The sequence below is a fragment of the Calothrix rhizosoleniae SC01 genome, assembly GCF_900185595.1.
In the GTDB taxonomy this organism is placed as follows: Bacteria; Cyanobacteriota; Cyanobacteriia; order Cyanobacteriales; family Nostocaceae; genus Calothrix_A; species Calothrix_A rhizosoleniae.
Window position 1 is genome coordinate 1 of record NZ_FYBH01000325.1, and the last position, 17,861, is coordinate 17,861.

Here is a 17,861-nt window from a genome sequence, read left to right on the forward strand (position 1 = left end):
AAGGTGTTTTCAATGGTGACTATGCCTTTTTAGGACAATTAAACTTTGGCTTGAGGGGCATTGATTTTGCTGCAACCTATGTTCATGGTTTGCACAGTCCTGGTACCAGTATTTTCAATGCTGGTTTGAATAATGCAACTGCGGGTACTCGCCAAGCTAATTTAGTTGGTCTGACTAATACTAATACACTGAACCAAGAAGGAGCGTTTAGTAACTCCTACGGTTTATCTGCATCTGTCAGACCTAGCGATAGAATATCCATCAGTGGCTTTGTTTCTTTCCACGATATCACAGGCTTTGGTGCGAATGATGACTTTGAAGTTTGGAGTTATGGTTTGGGGATAGCATTACCTGATTTTGGTAGACAAGGTAATGTCCTAGGTATTTATGCTGGAGCAGAACCCTATGCTATCAATAGAATATCAGGGGTTGAAGATGGTGATACACCATTCCACATTGAAGGATTTTATAAATATCAGGTGAGTGAAAATATTTCTATCACTCCTGGTCTGATCTGGTTAACCGCACCCGGTCAAGATAATAGCAATAATGCAGTGATTGGTACTTTAAGAACTACCTTCACTTTCTAGTAGCCTAATTCAACAATCGAATTCCAACTATTAATTTGACTCCTCCCGCCTCATGGCGGGTTTTTTGTCGGGAGATTGTGTAAGCATTGGGGAAGTGAACTCTTAACGGGAAACTCTTAACAGTTTTACCCCTATTTTTTCCAATTTTTTGGAGTTAAAAAAATTGAAGATGCGAGGTTTTTAAGCCTTATATCCCTAATTATCTTGCACTGTTTTCGAAAAAAATAGCCTGAAAAGCTTGCAGGATGAGAGTAGTAAAGTTATTCAGCAAGCCCTATGTATATATAACATTGGCATCAAAATTAAACTGGTATTAAAATTAGGTTAAAATGAATTTTTTCTAGTTAATTGTTGTAACCAGAAAATATACAAGGTGTGAGGGAAAATTATATGGTGTCAAAATTAGTTTGGGCATCTTTTATTTGCAGTCCATCCTTCTTGGGTGCAATGTTTTTACTATCAGGAACTGCGATTGCATCTCCTGAGAATAGTGCAGAAAAGGCGCAAAAATCACAGGTTTTGGCTCAGGTACAGCCAAATAACTCCAACATATTACAAGACGTAAAGAACTATAGTAACGAGGGACAGAGTACTTCAGTCGCTCAAGTAACTTCAGTTTCTCAGTTCTCAGATGTCCAACCTACAGACTGGGCATTTCAAGCATTACAATCCTTGGTAGAGCGTTATGGTTGTATTGCTGGTTATCCCAATGGGACTTATAGAGGAAACCGAGCATTAACTCGTTATGAATTTGCTGCAGGTTTAAACGCTTGTTTGGATCGGGTGAATGAATTAATTGCTACTGCAACAGCAGACTTGGTAACGAAAGAAGACTTAGCTACCTTACAAAGGTTACAAGAAGAATTTTCTGCGGAATTAGCTACCTTGAGGGGACGGGTAGATTCCTTAGAAGCTAGAACTGCTGAGTTGGAAGCAAACCAGTTTTCTACCACCACAAAACTAGTGGGAGAGGCTATATTTGCTCTCACCGATGCCTTTGGTGATACAGCAGGGGATAACAATAACACAGTTTTTCAAAATAGAATACGTTTAGACCTACAAACCAGTTTTACGGGTAAGGATAAGTTGCATACCCGTTTAGCAGCTGGTAACGCTACTACATTGAATTTGGGAACTACAGGTAATAGTGGGGAAGCAACCCAAACATTCAATATTGGCAATACTAGTAATAATGTCGTTCTTGATTGGTTAGGTTATTACTTCCCTGTGGGAGAAAACCTACAATTTTATGTAGTAGCCACTGGCGGTATTCATAGTGATTATGCTAACACTGTCAACCCTTATTTTGAAGATTTTGATGGTGGAAATGGTGCCCTATCTGCCTTTGCTTCCGAAAGCCCTATCTATCGTATTGGTGGTGGTGCTGGCGCAGCAGTTACTTTTAACTTTGGTAGTTCTGAAAACTCTGTAAGACCAGGTTCCTTAACCTTAAGTTACTTGGGGTCAGAAGCCAGTAATTCTACTGATGGCGCAGGGGTATTCAATGGTAATTATGCTGCCCTAGGACAATTAAACTTTAATGTGGGCGATCGCATATCCTTAGCTGCTACCTATGTTCATGGTTATCACGGAGCGGGAAGCGTTTTATTTGATGCAGGTGGTGTGAATAGTGCTGTGGTGGGAACCGACCAGGCAAATACTCTAAACAATCCATCTTCAAGTAACTCATATGGTCTAGCAGCAGCATTTAAACCTAGTGATAAGATCTCCGTCAGTGGTTTTGTTTCTTACCATGACGTTACAGGTTTTGGTGCTAATGACGATTTTGAAGCTTGGAGTTATGGATTGGGTATAGCTTTACCTGATTTTGGTCAGAAGGGTAATGTACTGGGTATATTTGCTGGTGCTCAACCATACTCACTTGAACGAGGTACTAATTCTGATGAGGTTCCCTATCACATTGAAGGTTTCTATAAGTATCGTGTGAGTGATAATATTTCCATTACTCCTGGTGTGATTTGGCAAACAGCCCCTGGTCAAAGTGATGATAACGATGATGCGATTATCGGTACTTTGAGAACCACTTTCACTTTTTAAATCCCTACGGGAGAAGGAAGAAGGAAGAGGTAAGTTGTAAATTCCAAAACACTTATGGCTTCCCCTTCCTTCCCTTCGAGTTTCTGGTTTAATGTAGCTTTTTCAATCCAGCGATCGCATGTAATCTAACTACTTGTTCTGGATCACAGGCGAGTTTTTCTAAACTGGGGAGAGCTGATAATTCTCGTAATTCCCCTAAGGATGTGGCTATTGCTTGCTTGATTTTAGATATTGATGGGATTTCTTGCCCTGAGTTGAGAAAATTGATTAAAATCTGGGCAGATTGAAATTTTAGTTGTGGTAATTTCTGATTGCCTAAGACTGTAACTATTTCCTGACATAGTTCTTGTTGATACGGTGCAATATTGTCAGGGTAAAGGATTTTTTCTAAATACACTAAAGCTTGTTGAGAACCGCTCCAACTCAACACTCTAATAATTTCTTTTTTCAGCAAAATTGGTGTAGTTGTAGCACTCAAAACTTGGAAAAGTGCTTCCCCTGCTCTACCGTCTTTCATTCTTCCGAGAGCGATCGCACTTTGCTGACATACTTCTAAGTTTAAGTCATATAGTAATGGTTGGAGTTGTTTGACTAAATCAAATTTCCCTTTTGATTCCCCTCTCGTCCCCAGAGCAATGACTGCTTCTTTACGTACTGCTGCTGATGGGTCTGCTAATGCTTGAATAAAAATGGGAATCAGTCTTTCTTCATGGAAACTACCTAAAGCTTCAATTGCGATCGCACGAATTTCTGGGTTAATATCGTTAACCACACTAATTAATGGTTCAATGATTGAGGAACGGCGAATTTGGGATAATGATTTGACTGCTAGTAGTTTTGACTTTTGATGTTCGAGTAATTGACTTAAACCTACAATCGCCCCATTCCCAATATTTGATAAGGCTGTTGTTGCGACTATCAATAAATCTTCTTCCTCAGTTGACTGCACTAGATTAACTAAAGGTAAAATAACTTGTGGTTCGTTCAACCCTCCTAAAATACGCACCGCAAACCAACGAACTTCCACATCCCTTTCTTCATCTTCTACAATCAACAATAAAGCAGCGATCGCCTATTAAATATGTAAGTATCGTAAATATTGAAACATCCAATAGTTAACATAGTAATTTTAATATGCTTGTAAACTGTTGAGATTCAAGAGCTTGCGTATCTATATCCTTGCTAAATGTCGAAATCATGAAAAATTAAATAAAATCTCTTAATCTACGTACAAGAAATTAATTATTTTTTTGATACTGTTCATTTAAGTATAATCACTTGTGTTTTTTAAAAGGGATTTACCACCATGCCGTCTGTAGAGTCAGGGGAAACCAAAACCTTAAATAAGTTTGAAAAATTCAAAGCCGAAAAGGACGGACTAGATGTAAAGGACGAACTCGAACATTTTGCTCGGATTGGTTGGGAAGCTGTTGACAAAACCGACTTGGAACATCGTCTGAAATGGTTAGGAATATTTTACCGTCCTGTAACTCCTGGTAAGTTTATGTTGCGGATGCGTACTCCCAATGGGATCCTCACCAGTCAGCAATTGCACGTATTAGCTGAAATTGTCCAGCGTTATGGGACTGATGGTAGCGCAGATATTACAACCAGACAAAATATCCAACTACGGGGAATCCGACTGGAAGACATACCAGACATATTCCAACAACTGCACTCAGTAGGCATGACTTCCATGCAATCTGGTATGGACAATGTGCGTAATATTACTGGTTCTCCAGTTGCAGGAATCGATGTAGATGAACTAATTGATACCCGCGAGCTGGTAAAACAAGTCCAGGACATGATTACCAACAAAGGCGAAGGTAACTATGCATTTACCAATTTGCCTCGTAAATTTAATATTGCCATTGAAGGGGGACGAGATAACTCCGTTCACGCCGAAATTAACGATATAGCTTTTGTCCCGGCATACAAAGACGGGCAGTTAGGATTTAATGTTTTAGTGGGTGGTTTCTTTTCTGCTAAACGCTGTGAAGCTGCTATTCCCCTGAATGCTTGGGTTCCCCCGAATCAAGAAGTAGTTAATTTATCTAGAGCAATTTTAACGGTATATCGGGACAAAGGTTTAAGAGCGAACCGCCAGAAATCAAGATTAATGTGGCTGATTGACGAATTGGGTATAGATAATTTTCGTCAGCTAGTAGAAGAGGAATTGGCAGCCACCCTATCAGAAGCCGCAGCAAAAGATGAAATCGACTGGGAAAAACACGATCACATCGGGGTGTATAAACAGAAACAGGCTAGATTAAATTATGTTGGTTTACATATTCCCGTAGGTAGACTACAAGCCGAGGATATGTTTGACTTGTCCCGTCTGGCAGAGGTATATGGTAGTGGTGAGGTCAGACTAACAGTCGAACAAAATGCGATCGTTGCCAATATTCCCGATGAGAACTTAGAGCTTTTCCTCGCAGAACCCCTCCTACAAAAATTTGCCATTGCTCCCCAGGCATTAGAAAGAGCCTTGGTATCCTGTACGGGAGCACAGTTTTGTAAGTTTGCCCTAGTGGAAACCAAAAACCGAGCCTTAGCCCTGAGTAAAGAGCTAGATGGGGAGTTAGAGATATCACATCCTGTGAGAATTCATTGGACAGGATGTCCCAATTCTTGCGGTCAACCCCAGGTAGCTGACATCGGTTTAATGGGAACGAAAGTCCGCAAGGATGGCAAAACTGTGGAAGGCGTTGATTTGTATATGGGGGGTAAAGTCGGGAAAGATGCTCAACTAGGTACTTGCGTACAAAAAGGTATTCCCTGTGAAGATTTACTACCAGTGTTACGTAAGATTCTGATCACAGATTTTGGGGCAAAGGTGAAATAGGTTAATTGGTGATGGTTGGCTGTTAATCGTTAACAATCTATATCACCACCTCATACCAATTGGAAAAATGATTGCGACAGATTGAAAGAAAGAAAAGCTTATGTAGTAAATCTTTCACAATCCCGGACAGTTGTTCATGGAGGAAACCAACGCCAGTCGTCTGCGACGGGAAACCCCTACGGGTTGCGCCACTTGCTTTATGCCGGGAAACCCGTCCACCGCAATGGCTTACCGTCTACAACGCTGGCTCCCCAAGACCACACTGTCCTCAAAATCTAAAATCTAAAATCTAAAATCGTATCACCTCTTCTGTATTGATTCCCATTTTTTTATCTCCAAGAAATTAGGTAAATAATATGCTCAAGGAAATAGTGTCGTTCAATGGCAGGTATAAAATCCTGCATATGACTTGGTTTGCTTTCTTTTTATCTTTTGTGGTTTGGTTTAATTTGGCACCTTTAGCCACACAAGTAAAAGCAGACTTTGGCTTGACAGTAGCTCAAATCAGGACTCTGGCAATTTGTAACGTAGCTCTGACAGTACCAGCCCGAATTATTATCGGCATGTTGTTAGATAAGTATGGGCCCAGAATTACTTATTCCCTGCTGTTAATTTATGCTGCAATTCCCTGTCTGATCTTCGCTTCCGCCCAAAACTTCAGTCAGTTAGTAGCTGCTCGTTTAGCACTAGGTGTTGTCGGTGCAGGGTTTGTCATTGGTATTCGCATGGTGGCAGAATGGTTTCCACCAAAGGAAATTGGTTTAGCTGAAGGAATTTATGGTGGTTGGGGTAACTTTGGTTCAGCCGCAGCAGCATTTACCTTACCTGTAATTGCTGGGTGGTTGTCATTTGGTGCAGCAAATCCCCAGACAGGAGAAGCTTTACTTAATTGGCGCTTAGGTATTGGAGGAACTGGAATTATTGCAGCCTTGTACGGAGTTCTCTATTACTTTAATGTTCAGGATAATCCTCCCGGTAAGGTTTATCAAAAGCCTAAAAGTGCTAGAGGGATTGAAGTTACCAGCAAACGAGATTTCTGGTTCTTGATGTTAATGAACTTACCTTTGTCTGGTATCTTGATGGTTCTGGCTTGGCGTTTGCATAAGGTGAAGCTATACGACATCAATACCATGTATATTGTCTGGGCTTGCTTGATTGGTTTATATCTGTTCCAAGCCTACAACTGTTTAATGGTCAATAAAGACTTACTTACCGGGAGAAAGACATATGCTGCAAAAGATCGTTATAGTTTTTCTCAAGTCGCAATTCTGGAGTTGACATACATAGTTAACTTTGGTTCGGAATTAGCAGTTGTTTCCATGCTTCCAGCCTTTTTTGAAGGTACTTTTGCCCTAAGTAAAGCCCAAGCAGGGATGATTGCAGCCAGCTATGCATTTATGAATTTAATGTCTCGTCCTGGTGGTGGTTTAATTTCTGATCGATTGGGTAGTCGGAAGAGAACCATGGCAGTATTAACGGCTGGTATGGGTATAGGCTATTTAATGATGGGAAGTGTCGGTGGTGGTTGGTGGTTACCATTAGCAATATTATTAACTATGGCTTGTTCTTTCTTCGTGCAAGCAGGGGAAGGTTCAACATTCGCCATCGTTCCTTTAATTAAGCGACGGATAACTGGACAAGTTGCAGGTAATGTCGGTGCTTATGGGAACGTGGGTGCTGTTGCTTATCTGACTATCTTCAGTCTCTTACCAGAATGGTTAAGTGGTGAAGGTGAACCCACAGCAGCAACCATCGCTCAAGCAAACACCATATTCTTCCAAATTATGGGGATTGCGGGTTTAATAGTTGCATTTTTATGCTGGTTCTTCCTCAAAGAGCCCAAAGGTTCCTTTGCAGAACATCATGAAGATGAAGACACTCAGCCCGAACCGCAGTTTGAAACGGTGGAACCGAGTTATCCTTATGTATCTGGGGAACCAAATAGTTGATAGTGGTTAGTTGTTAGTTGATGGTTGACAATTGATGGTTGTTAGTTATTAGTTAATGGTTAAGAAAAGACTTTTCATGTTTGATTGTGTATAAACTTACATGAGAGGCTGTCTGGAAGATAGTAGGGGCGCAATATTTGCGCCCTGGAGGAGCGAATTGAAAACCATGTCTGAATCAGTTAAAACTCTTTGTCCCTATTGCGGTGTTGGTTGTGGTCTGCAAGTATTTCCTCCTGCTGTAAGTGGTCGTGCAACTCACCGAGATTCCCAAGGAAATCCTATTTGGAAAGTAATGGGAGATAAAAGCCATCCTTCTTCTCAAGGTATGGTTTGTGTCAAAGGTGCTACTGTTACAGAATCCCTTGACAAAAGTCGTCTTAAGTATCCAATGATGCGAGATTCTCTGTCAGAGGAGTTTCGACGGGTAAGTTGGGATCAGGCTTTTGAGAGAATTGTGAACCAGATCCGAGATACAGTTAAAAGTCAGGGTGCTGATGCTATCTGTATGTACGGTTCTGGTCAGTTCCAAACAGAGGATTATTATATTGCTCAGAAGTTAATCAAGGGTTGTTTGGGAACTAATAATTTTGATGCCAATTCTCGCTTGTGTATGTCTTCAGCAGTTGCAGGTTATACACAAAGCTTTGGTTCAGATGGTCCTCCTTGTTGTTATGAAGATTTAGAGTTTACTGATTGTGCTTTTTTAGTTGGTACCAATACTGCTGAATGTCACCCTATTGTTTTTAATCGCTTGCGCAATCATCATAAGCGCAACCGCAATGTGAAAATGATAGTAGTAGACCCACGTAAAACAAAGACAGCAGAGGCAGCAGATTTACACCTAGCAATCAATCCCGGTACTGATATAGACTTATTTAACGGTATTGCTCATTTATTAATGCGCTGGAGAACTATTGATGCCGTATTTATAGACGAATGTACTCAGGGATTTCCTGGTTATGCGGAAGTGATTCGTCACTATACTCCTGAATTTGTTGCTCGTAAGTGTAATATACCTATCGACCACTTAGAAACAGCAGCCCGTTACTGGGCTGATTCAGAAAGAGTTTTATCTATGTGGTCAATGGGTATAAATCAATCCTCAGAAGGTACAGCAAAAGTACGGACTTTAATCAATCTCCATTTAATGACTGGAAATATCGGTAAACTAGGTGCTGGTCCTTTTTCTCTCACGGGTCAACCAAACGCCATGGGAGGAAGGGAAGCAGGGGGACTTGCTCATATTCTTCCTGGTTATCGTTCCGTCAAAAACCCCCAACACAGAGCACAAGTAGAAAAATTTTGGGGTTTAAATCTGGGACAAATTTCTCCAACTCCAGGTAGAGACGCTTGGAGTATGATTACAGGTTTAGAAACTGGTGATGTTAGTTTACTGTGGATTGCAGCCACTAATCCGGCTGTCAGTATGCCAGATTTAGTTAGAACCAAAGCTGCTTTATTAAAATCTCCCTGCACTATTTATCAAGATGCATATTATCCCACGGAAACAGCAGCTTATGCTCATATTATCTTACCCGCAGCCCAATGGAGTGAGAAAACTGGTACCATGACCAACTCAGAAAGAGTTGTCACCCTTTGTCCTAAATTTAGGGAACCTCCCGGTGAAGCAAAACCAGATTGGGAGATATTCGCCGAAGTTGGTCGTCGTTTAGGTTTTGCAGAGAAATTTGAGTACACCAATTCAGCTCAAGTATATGATGAATTTGTCCAATTAACCTGCGATCGCTTGTGTTCTGTCACTGATATTAGTCACAAAAAATTAGCGCAACAAGGTCCCATGCAGTGGGGTTCACCACCTATAGACACAGAAGAAGATCAACATGGTGGCTTATTCTCCAATATTTTCAGATATAAAAATCAAAAACCTGTCAGCAAACGTCTCTACACAGATTTACATTTTCCGACCCCAGATGGTAGAGCCAAATTTGCTGCTTACCATTCTCGCGGACTCGCAGAACCACCTAATCCAGAGTATCCATTTATTCTCACAACTGGCAGACTCTACGGTCATTGGCACACTCAAACCCGCACTGGAAGAATTGAGAAAACTGTCAAAATGCACCCCAATCCCTTTATCGAGATTCATCCCCGCGATGCTTCTGAATTAGGAATTAAGTCAGGAGATTGGGTAGAAATAACATCAACGCGAGGGAAAGCCAAATTTCCTGTTACAATTACCAAAGCAATTACTCCCAAAACAGTTTTTATCCCCATGCATTGGGGTAGTCTTTGGGCAAAAGAAGCTGAAGCGAACAACCTCACCCATCCTCATAGCTGTCCTATTTCCCTGGAACCGGAACTTAAAGCTTGTGCAGTCAAAATAATACTAACTATTGTTCTTCCAGAAAACCTCCCAGAGTCCTCTCAAAATAAAAAATTGTCTCCTGACTTGGTTTCTATACCACAGTAAAACCGTATAGACAACAAAATTTTGGTACTAACTTGTCAGTTCGCCCTTGGAAAGCACGAATTAATAGTGGTACCCATTACCATTACAAATATTTAAGATATTTAAGAACCAATAACAAACTTTTAATGTCCACATTTTTTCAATTTGAGACAGACTTTGTAGATAACCTGCGCTGCATTCCCATGCAGGTAAGACTGAATTTGGATACTTGTGGTGTTAAATTGAAATTAGCTCACTGGAATCAGCTAACCACTGAAGAACGGCAAACTTTAGTAGAAACACCTTGCAGTAATGAACAGCAAGTTCTAGCATATAAAGAATATTTACAAAATTTAATTATAAATAAAATAGGACAACCAGCAGGTGAGCTAACCATAGAGGATAATCCAGCTTGGATGAATGTATCAGAAATCCCAGCAACGACAAAAAACAAAGCTGGAGAATATGGAGTAAGCATTACACTCAAACAATGGAAAAATCTTACTTCCTTACAACGCTTTGCTTTAATTAAACTAAGTCGTCCCAGCCATGAAAATCAAAATTTCTATCCTGCACTAAAAGAATTTGGAATAGCTTAAAAGGAGAATTTTTATAAATTAATTGGTTAAATTGAGAGGAAATTTCCCCCTTTTTCTATAGAAAATAAACTTATTACTTATTACTTATTACTTATTACTTATTACTTGCGCCTAGCCCCATAATTCAGATTAAAGATGAAAAATATATCTGCCCTAATTTTAGCTGGTGGTAAAAGTTCTCGCATGGGGAGGGATAAAGCACTTGTATGCTATCAAGGTAAGCCCATGCTCAAAAGGGTTTATGAAGTTGCTCAGGAATGTACCCAGGAAGTTTATATCCTCACTCCTTGGTGCGATCGCTACAAGCATATATTACCTTCAGACTGCAATTATCTCACTGAATCTCAATCGGGAAATGGCCCTTTATATGGGTTGTATCAGGGTTTAAAACAGATTTCAACTCAATGGATACTATTACTTGCTTGTGATTTACCTTTGCTAAAGACAAAAATTATTCAAAAATGGATAAATGACTTAGAGCAAGTCCATGAGGAAATTTTAGCTGTAGTACCCCATAATTCTGTAAATTGGGAACCAATGTGTGGTTTTTATCGCCATCATATCCTTCCAGAATTGCAAAGTTTGATTCAAACTGGAGGACATTCATTTCAAGAGTGTTTTTCTGATATAAAAGTGCAAGCTTTATCCATAACACCAGAAGTTAAATTGATGCTGCATAACTGTAATACTCCTGAAGATTTAAACAAGGCTTTCTAGATATTTAGATATTTATAGCACTATGCAATTAGGGCGCGGCCATCGTTGAACCCTGAAACCTATGAGCAGTAAACTTATTACTTATTACTTGCGCGTAGTGCCAACAAAAAATAGCTGCCTCCCCATAGGAAGACAGCCATTTTTTATATTCAGACGGGAAAAATACCCATCTCAAAAATTAACCTTAGTAATCGAAGTCGCCACCCATACCAGCACCAGCAGGAGCGCCTTCTTTTGGCTCAGGCTTATCAACAACAATACATTCAGTTGTCAATACCATACCAGCAATGGAAGCCGCATTTTGCATAGCAGAACGAGTTACCTTAGCAGGGTCAACAACACCAGCAGCTAACATATCTACAAATTCGCCAGTAGCAGCGTTGTAACCAGTATCAAAGGACTTCTCTTTCAGACGCTCAGAAATTACAGCACCATTCTGACCTGCATTTTCTGCAATCCGCATCAAAGCAGCAGGTAAAGCACGAGCCACAATCATTGCCCCAATTAACTCTTCATCCTTGAGATTACTGGCTGCCCAAGTTTCTAATTGAGGAGCGAGGTGAGCCAAGGTTGTACCACCACCAGGAACAATACCTTCTTCTACAGCCGCCTTGGTAGCGTTGATAGCATCTTCCAAGCGCAGTTTCTTGTCTTTCATTTCGGTTTCGGTAGCAGCACCAACTTTAACAACTGCTACACCACCAGACAATTTAGCCAAACGCTCTTGCAACTTCTCTTTGTCATAGGAAGATTCAGTTTCATCCATTTGACGGCGAATTTGCTCACAACGCGCCTTAACTCCAGCTTCGTTACCTTCAGCCACAATGGTGGTATTGTCCTTAGTGATGGTAACGCGGCGAGTGGTACCTAGCATATCCAGCTTGGTATTTTCCAACTTCAAACCAGCATCTTCGGTAATTAATTGACCACCAGTGAGGACAGCAATATCCTCTAGCATAGCCTTACGGCGATCGCCAAAACCAGGAGCCTTGATAGCAGCTACATTGAGTACACCGCGTAAGCGGTTAACTACTAAGGTAGCTAGAGCTTCTTTTTCAATATCTTCAGCGATAATTACTAAAGGCTTACCAGCACGAGCCACTTGCTCCAGCACAGGTACTAAATCTTGTACCAAAGCAATTTTTTTGTCGGTGAGCAACAAGTAAGGCTCATCAAAAATTGCTTCCATGCGCTCAGTATCAGTAGCAAAGTAGGGAGAAATATAGCCTTTATCAAAGCGCATCCCTTCGGTGATTTCCAACTCGGTAGTCATGGATTTCCCTTCTTCCAAGGAAATTACCCCTTCCTTACCAACTTTGTCCATTGCTTGGGCAATCATCTGACCGACTTCATCATCGTTACCAGCAGAAATTGCGCCAACTTGGGCAATAGCTTTGGAATCTTCTACAGGACGAGCATGTTCAGCAATTTTCTCTACTAAGAAACCAGCTGCTTTATCAATACCACGCTTCAATAAAATTGCATTAGCACCGGCTGCAACGTTACGCAAGCCTTCTTTAACCATGGCGTGAGCCAAAACAGTTGCAGTGGTGGTACCATCACCAGCAGCATCATTAGTCTTAGAAGCTGCTTGGCGAATTAGGGAAACCCCTGTATTTTCTACGTGATCTTCTAATTCAATTTCTTTAGCAATGGTGACACCATCATTGACAATTTGAGGCGCACCAAATTTTTTTTCTAGTACTACGTTGCGACCTTTGGGGCCGAGGGTAACAGCTACAGCCTCAGCTAGGATATCCATTCCTTTTTCCAAGGCGCGACGGGCGTTTTCGTTGTAAATAATGCGCTTTGCCATAGTTCCGCAATAGTTTTGAGTTCTTGGTTTTGAGTTTGGAATCAATTTGTCAGTTAGAGTTTTAAGTGCTGAGTTAAATAGGGGTTATAAATTGATAACTCAGAACTCGTAACTCATAACTCTACGAAACGATTGCTAGAATATCTTTCTCGGAAAGCAGTACGTATTCGTCGGTTCCTAATTTAATGTCGGTTCCAGCGTATTTGGAGTAAAGAACTTTATCTCCAACTTTCACATCCATTGTCTGACGACCACCGTCGTCTTTGAGCTTACCTTCACCCACGGATACTACTTCACCTACTTGAGGCTTTTCTTTAGCCGTGTCAGGCAAATACAGACCACCTGCGGTCTTTTCTTCCGAGGCGTTCACTTTTACAAATACGCGATCGCCTAAAGGTTTTACTGTTGAAACGCTTAAAGATACAGCTGCCATACAATATTTCTCCAGAGTTAGCACTCTCAACTCCTGAGTGCTAATTTACCTAAGAGCGATGTCTAATGGCAACAAAGACAGGTGTACGGGTTTCCGAACTTGGAGGGAGGGAATGGGTTAATAATTAGGGGTTAAAAGTGTACATATTCCTGGGAAAGTAGCTAATCTACAGGAATCCTGGCTGGAAATGGGGAAGAAAGCTACACAGAGTGAGGGCAGGATTGCCGCAAATTTTCGCAACAAAAGCTTATAAAAACTTAACTAAAATTATGTTTCTTTGTTTATGGGGAGTGGGGAATCGGGAGCTGTGAGTCGGAAAGAGGTATTTCTATCTTTTTTCCCCTTCTGTGGAGCTTAGCATAACAAGGTTTCAATCCCCTGCTCCCTTCTCCCTGCTCCCTGCTCCCTACTTCCTGCTCCCTGCTCCCTGCTCCCTGCTACCCTCCTTCTTTGTGACTTCCACCTGGGGTTACTAGTGTTATATGCTCAATTGTGTTTGCGAACTGAAGAAATTGATATAGAACTGTAATCAGGGAAATAGTAAACTGAGTGATAATACAATGAAGCAGCCCAACCCAAACATATCGATAAATATCAAGAAAAACTCTCCAAGAACACCTGATAATTGTATAGAAACTTTGGGATTAAGAAAAACTCAGCGACATATTTTTATCTGTGCTGACCAAACGAATCCTGTCTGTTGCTCACACAAAAGTAGTTTAGATTCATGGAACTACTTGAAAAAAAGACTGAAAGAGTTAAAATTAGATTCGCCCCAGGACAATCATCTTGGTTGCGTTTTGAGGACTAAAGCTAATTGTTTGCGGATTTGTTGTGATGGACCAATCCTCATTGTCTACCCAGATGGTGTATGGTACCGTCAAGCAACTCCGGAAGTAATTGAAAGGATTCTTCAGGAGCACTTGATCGGCAATCAAATTGTGGCAGAGTATGCTTTTTTAAATCATCCTTTACCAGGAAGTGATTCCATTTCCTGCCCAAGGCTGATAGAGGCTTAATTAAGCGCAGATCCTAAAATATTATTTAGTTTTCAAAACAATTAATCTGTTTGATGTTTATGTGGTTATGTACCCGAATATTTATGTAGGAAATCTAAAGGATTATTATTTATTCAGCGTTTTTTAACCGCCCCCTTTCAATAAGATATATAATAGCGCATTATAAATACTACTGCTCTACGTATCCTTACTGTAAATTTGCTATTGATTTAGTAGTTTCTTAGAGGTAATAATTGCTTTAGAGATGTCTATTAGCTCAAAGTGAATAGAGTAAGAAAATTTACAGAATATCAATGGTCAAAGATAGAGGAAATTACTTAGGAAGTTGATGGAAAAAAGTGCGATAAGTGCCACTGCTATGAAAGAACCCAGCATGTCCAAAGATCAAACCAAACGACTACTACTTATTGATGATGACCCCAACCTCATCTTGCTGGTGAAGGATTATTTAGAGTTCCGGGGATACCAAGTCACCACCGCTGAAAATGGTCGAGAAGCACTGGATATTTTAGAGCAGGATACCCCAGATATGATCGTTTGTGACGTGATGATGCCGGAAATGGACGGCTATACTTTTGTAGAGCAAGTCCGGCAAAAAGAGAGTACTAACTGGATTCCCGTGCTTTTCCTTTCTGCTAAAGGACAAAGTACAGATCGGGTAAAGGGTCTCAACAAAGGCGCTGATGTTTATATGGTCAAGCCTTTTGAGCCAGAAGAACTTGTAGCCCAAGTCGAATCTTCTCTCAAGCAAACCATGCGCTATGAAGGTTACAAATCAAAAGGAGGAGACAGTAGTTCTCGCATCCAAGTTCCCTATGATGTGACTTTGACTCCTACCGAGTTGAAGGTTGTTCAATTGGTATCTAAAGGCATGGCAAATCGGGAAATAGCAGAAGAATTAAGTGTCAGTCAGCGGACTGTAGAAAGCCATGTGTCCAATATGTTGGGCAAAACTGATCTCAACAACCGCACCGAATTAGCTCGGTGGGCAATTGAGAATAAAATGTCATAACATTCCATTTAGCTATTAGCCTTCAGTGCTTCTGTTGGTAACTTTGGGTAGGTTGATAAAAATAAGCAATCTATTAGAGTGTACTACAAAAAAAAACAAAGCTGATAGCTGATAGCTAAACTCTATATTTCTTATCGCCATACAGAATCCTTAATACTGCTTTCTGGCGAGAAAACTCCAGGGTGTATACTACTTCACATTTAGTTATTCAAAACTAATTTTCCCCGGAGCAAGTGCCGTTATTAGGTTGTAGTTTGGATAGAGAACTGTCAATAAATTAAATTCATAAGCACAGTCAAACCAGAAATCGTTTTTCCCGTGAGGCATTACTAAAATTTTGCTTGTAGCAATGGAAAATAACATCAACAGTTGAACAAAATGCGATCGCCATTAGGCGGCTCCTTCGGAGCATGGCTATTCTGTCACAACGACCCAGGCAATACTTAATAAATTATGATTAATATTTTAAATATATCAATCATGCTCTTTTTGTTGCTCTGCCAAAAGGAAATTAGTTATGGAAAAAATTAAATTTGTCACGTTTTTTCGATATCAAAATACAATCATGGCTTTGAACCATAATGTACAGGAAATTGATGATTCTGCCGTGTTACCAGTAAAGGAATGCATTCAATATAAATATTTCCCAGACTTAATGGAGGCTGCTGTTGCCGATCTCAAGAATAGACCAGATGGTAAATGGATTTGGATTCCAGTATCTGGGTGGCAGCATTCTCCTTTGTCCTACAAAGAGCAGATAGCCTGTGAACTGGCATTACAAGAAGATGAAACAATTATTTAAAATATGGTAGTTATAACAACAGATAAGGAATTAATTGTTTAAATAAATCTATATTGTTATTACATTATTGCAATATAAAGGTTTTACAGAAATAAGCTCAAATCGATAATAAAGATCAATAGCCAGACGGAAACAAGAATTATTTTCGCTGGCTGCGGAAGAATAATTTTTATCCCTATAAATTAAACTGCCAATTTATAAATGCTCCAGAAACTATCAAAGCATAATCTTGTGGTGGCTGGGCAATCGTTTCTCCCACAATTCTGATTTTCCATTTTCCTTCTATAGGTGTATTAATAATACAACCTTCGACATTATTCAAATAATCCTTCTTGCCTTCATCATCAAAATCATTGCCACAATAATATTTGTCCTTAGGATTATAAACTTCTAGGTTGAGGTTATTGACAAGTTTACCGATTAATTTTTCGTCTGGATAGTCGGTGTAAACTAGAGTTACTCGTAAAGGGATTGAGTCGTTAGTTATCTCAAATTGATAATTATGCTGCTCCCCTGAATCTGAGAATCCTTGAGATCTATCAAAAAATTCTATAGCATAAGGAGCGGGACGATCAATAATCCGACTCAGGTTTATCATGCCCCATCCTTGTTTATCATCTGCCCACTTTTGAGAAGATGTCTCTCTTTTATAATCGGCTGAATGAATCAATGCAGCTTTGACCAAGGCAGCACTGGGATCGTCAATTCTCTTTCTAGTACGAAAATACTCACGAACTAATGCTGCGCTACCAGCAACCAAAGGAGTTGCCATAGAAGTTCCACTCGTGTACATATAAAAATCTTTAACTGGTGGATATGGAGCTTCAGAGTGATGTGTAATTTGACATGAGCGAGTGGATAAAATATATGCTCCAGGAGCAATGACATCAGGTTTAAGACGACCATCCTCACAAGGCCCTCGACTGCTAAACTCATCTGATGCTCCTACTGTGATACAGTTTTTTGCCGTCCCTGGCGGTGTAATTGTTCTCTTTTGATTACCTTCATTTCCAGCAGCAAATACTATGAGAAAATTTTTGTTTTCCCAAACAAATGTATCTACCTGACGACATCGGTCAGATCCACTTCCTCCCCAAGAATTGGAATGAATACGTGCGCCGTTATTATAAGCAAATTCAAATAATACTTTGAGATTACTAGGAATACCTGACAAATTAGAAGCAGGAGGAATTTTTCTGAGATTTACAACTGATTTTATGATTTCTTGTTCCGTCCATTGGGGAGTTTGCTCAATTGCCTGAAAAATCAATTCTGCTTCAGGAGCCATTCCCTGGATCGGAGGAAGTCCATAATTTTGTGCCATTGTTCCGTTTCCTAAGGCACTTCCTGCTACATGAGTCCCATGTCCTGAATATTTATCCGATGCTCCGTCATCGCCATGAGGATTATGAACTCTGGAAGAAGAGTATGAAGGTTTGATAGGACAACTTTTAATTTTTTTAATCCTTCCATCAAAATCAGGATGGAGTACAGTGTTTTCTCCTATCTGTAAATCTAATCCTGTATCTGCAATGGCAATAATTTCTCCATTACCAGTTAATCCGGAAATATGGTTGGTGGGAGAAGTACCTTTAGCAAGCAGAGAAACAG

General features: G+C 40.2%; 15 protein-coding genes. 11 read left to right on the plus strand and 4 right to left on the minus strand.

What is annotated here, in order from left to right; all coding sequences use genetic code 11:
* Together CALSC_RS19760 and CALSC_RS19765 are read left to right on the plus strand one after the other, a co-directional pair.
* On the plus strand, nt 1–590 hold a 590-nt coding region (locus CALSC_RS19760; RefSeq protein WP_143288316.1), incomplete at its 5' end, for an iron uptake porin.
* Nucleotides 591–983: 393 nt separating this feature from the next.
* On the plus strand, nt 984–2,648 hold the full coding sequence (locus CALSC_RS19765) for an iron uptake porin (protein WP_088243006.1): 1,665 nt from the start codon (nt 984–986) through the stop codon (nt 2,646–2,648).
* 88 nt (nt 2,649–2,736) lie between these two features.
* Here CALSC_RS19765 and CALSC_RS19770 read toward each other — a convergent pair whose 3' ends face one another.
* Nucleotides 2,737–3,702, minus strand: coding sequence for a HEAT repeat domain-containing protein (locus CALSC_RS19770; RefSeq protein ID WP_235006867.1), 966 nt, complete (start codon nt 3,700–3,702; stop codon nt 2,737–2,739).
* 252 nt (nt 3,703–3,954) lie between these two features.
* Here CALSC_RS19770 and CALSC_RS19775 point away from each other — a divergent pair, with 252 nt between their 5' ends.
* From CALSC_RS19775 to CALSC_RS19795, 6 genes are all read left to right on the plus strand, one after another.
* Nucleotides 3,955–5,493 carry a ferredoxin--nitrite reductase gene (locus CALSC_RS19775; protein WP_088242996.1) on the plus strand — a complete coding sequence of 513 codons (1,539 nt, stop codon included), beginning with the start codon at nt 3,955–3,957 and terminating at the stop codon, nt 5,491–5,493.
* Between the two features lie 81 nt (nt 5,494–5,574).
* Entirely contained in the window at nt 5,575–5,772 is a 198-nt protein-coding gene (locus CALSC_RS26055) for a hypothetical protein (protein WP_143288317.1), read from the plus strand.
* A 77-nt stretch (nt 5,773–5,849) separates the two neighbouring features.
* Nucleotides 5,850–7,442, plus strand: coding sequence for an MFS transporter (locus tag CALSC_RS19780; RefSeq protein ID WP_088242997.1), 1,593 nt, complete (start codon nt 5,850–5,852; stop codon nt 7,440–7,442).
* A gap of 166 nt (nt 7,443–7,608) precedes the next feature.
* Complete coding sequence (locus tag CALSC_RS19785) at nt 7,609–9,873, plus strand: molybdopterin oxidoreductase family protein (protein WP_088242998.1); 2,265 nt, start codon at nt 7,609–7,611, stop codon at nt 9,871–9,873.
* Nucleotides 9,874–9,998: 125 nt separating this feature from the next.
* Entirely contained in the window at nt 9,999–10,451 is a 453-nt protein-coding gene (locus CALSC_RS19790) for a nitrate reductase associated protein (protein WP_088242999.1), read from the plus strand.
* Nucleotides 10,452–10,586: 135 nt separating this feature from the next.
* Nucleotides 10,587–11,168 carry a molybdenum cofactor guanylyltransferase gene (locus CALSC_RS19795; RefSeq protein WP_088243000.1) on the plus strand — a complete coding sequence of 194 codons (582 nt, stop codon included), beginning with the start codon at nt 10,587–10,589 and terminating at the stop codon, nt 11,166–11,168.
* Nucleotides 11,169–11,352: 184 nt separating this feature from the next.
* On the opposite strand, the gene groL is transcribed toward CALSC_RS19795, so the two are convergent.
* Nucleotides 11,353–12,984, minus strand: coding sequence for a chaperonin GroEL (gene groL, locus CALSC_RS19800; RefSeq protein ID WP_088243001.1), 1,632 nt, complete (start codon nt 12,982–12,984; stop codon nt 11,353–11,355).
* 121 nt (nt 12,985–13,105) lie between these two features.
* Nucleotides 13,106–13,417, minus strand: a complete 312-nt coding sequence (gene groES, locus CALSC_RS19805; protein ID WP_088243002.1) for a co-chaperone GroES — start codon at nt 13,415–13,417, stop codon at nt 13,106–13,108.
* A gap of 560 nt (nt 13,418–13,977) precedes the next feature.
* On the opposite strand from groES, the gene CALSC_RS19810 reads away from it, so the two are divergent.
* The 3 genes from CALSC_RS19810 to CALSC_RS19820 all read left to right on the plus strand — a co-directional run bounded on the left by CALSC_RS19810 (nt 13,978) and on the right by CALSC_RS19820 (nt 16,250).
* Nucleotides 13,978–14,436: a (2Fe-2S) ferredoxin domain-containing protein gene (locus tag CALSC_RS19810; protein ID WP_235006868.1), complete on the plus strand. Its 459-nt coding sequence runs from the start codon at nt 13,978–13,980 to the stop codon at nt 14,434–14,436.
* Between the two features lie 328 nt (nt 14,437–14,764).
* Nucleotides 14,765–15,448, plus strand: a complete 684-nt coding sequence (locus CALSC_RS19815; RefSeq protein WP_088243003.1) for a response regulator transcription factor — start codon at nt 14,765–14,767, stop codon at nt 15,446–15,448.
* Between the two features lie 565 nt (nt 15,449–16,013).
* Nucleotides 16,014–16,250: a hypothetical protein gene (locus tag CALSC_RS19820; protein ID WP_143288318.1), complete on the plus strand. Its 237-nt coding sequence runs from the start codon at nt 16,014–16,016 to the stop codon at nt 16,248–16,250.
* Between the two features lie 175 nt (nt 16,251–16,425).
* On the opposite strand, the gene CALSC_RS19825 is transcribed toward CALSC_RS19820, so the two are convergent.
* Nucleotides 16,426–17,861: S8 family serine peptidase (locus CALSC_RS19825; protein ID WP_159460651.1), on the minus strand; the 1,436-nt coding region annotated here is incomplete at its 5' end.

Bases quoted from the DNA above. Each gene is read 5' to 3' on its own strand.
- CALSC_RS19775 (WP_088242996.1), top strand. From the start codon at position 3,955: ATGCCGTCTGTAGAGTCAGGGGAAACCAAAACCTTAAATAAGTTTGAA.
- CALSC_RS19780 (WP_088242997.1), top strand. From the start codon at position 5,850: ATGCTCAAGGAAATAGTGTCGTTCAATGGCAGGTATAAAATCCTGCAT.
- CALSC_RS19785 (WP_088242998.1), top strand. From the start codon at position 7,609: ATGTCTGAATCAGTTAAAACTCTTTGTCCCTATTGCGGTGTTGGTTGT.
- CALSC_RS19790 (WP_088242999.1), top strand. From the start codon at position 9,999: ATGTCCACATTTTTTCAATTTGAGACAGACTTTGTAGATAACCTGCGC.
- CALSC_RS19795 (WP_088243000.1), top strand. From the start codon at position 10,587: ATGAAAAATATATCTGCCCTAATTTTAGCTGGTGGTAAAAGTTCTCGC.
- groL (WP_088243001.1), bottom strand. From the start codon at position 12,984: ATGGCAAAGCGCATTATTTACAACGAAAACGCCCGTCGCGCCTTGGAA.
- groES (WP_088243002.1), bottom strand. From the start codon at position 13,417: ATGGCAGCTGTATCTTTAAGCGTTTCAACAGTAAAACCTTTAGGCGAT.
- CALSC_RS19810 (WP_235006868.1), top strand. From the start codon at position 13,978: ATGAAGCAGCCCAACCCAAACATATCGATAAATATCAAGAAAAACTCT.
- CALSC_RS19815 (WP_088243003.1), top strand. From the start codon at position 14,765: ATGGAAAAAAGTGCGATAAGTGCCACTGCTATGAAAGAACCCAGCATG.
- CALSC_RS19820 (WP_143288318.1), top strand. From the start codon at position 16,014: ATGGCTTTGAACCATAATGTACAGGAAATTGATGATTCTGCCGTGTTA.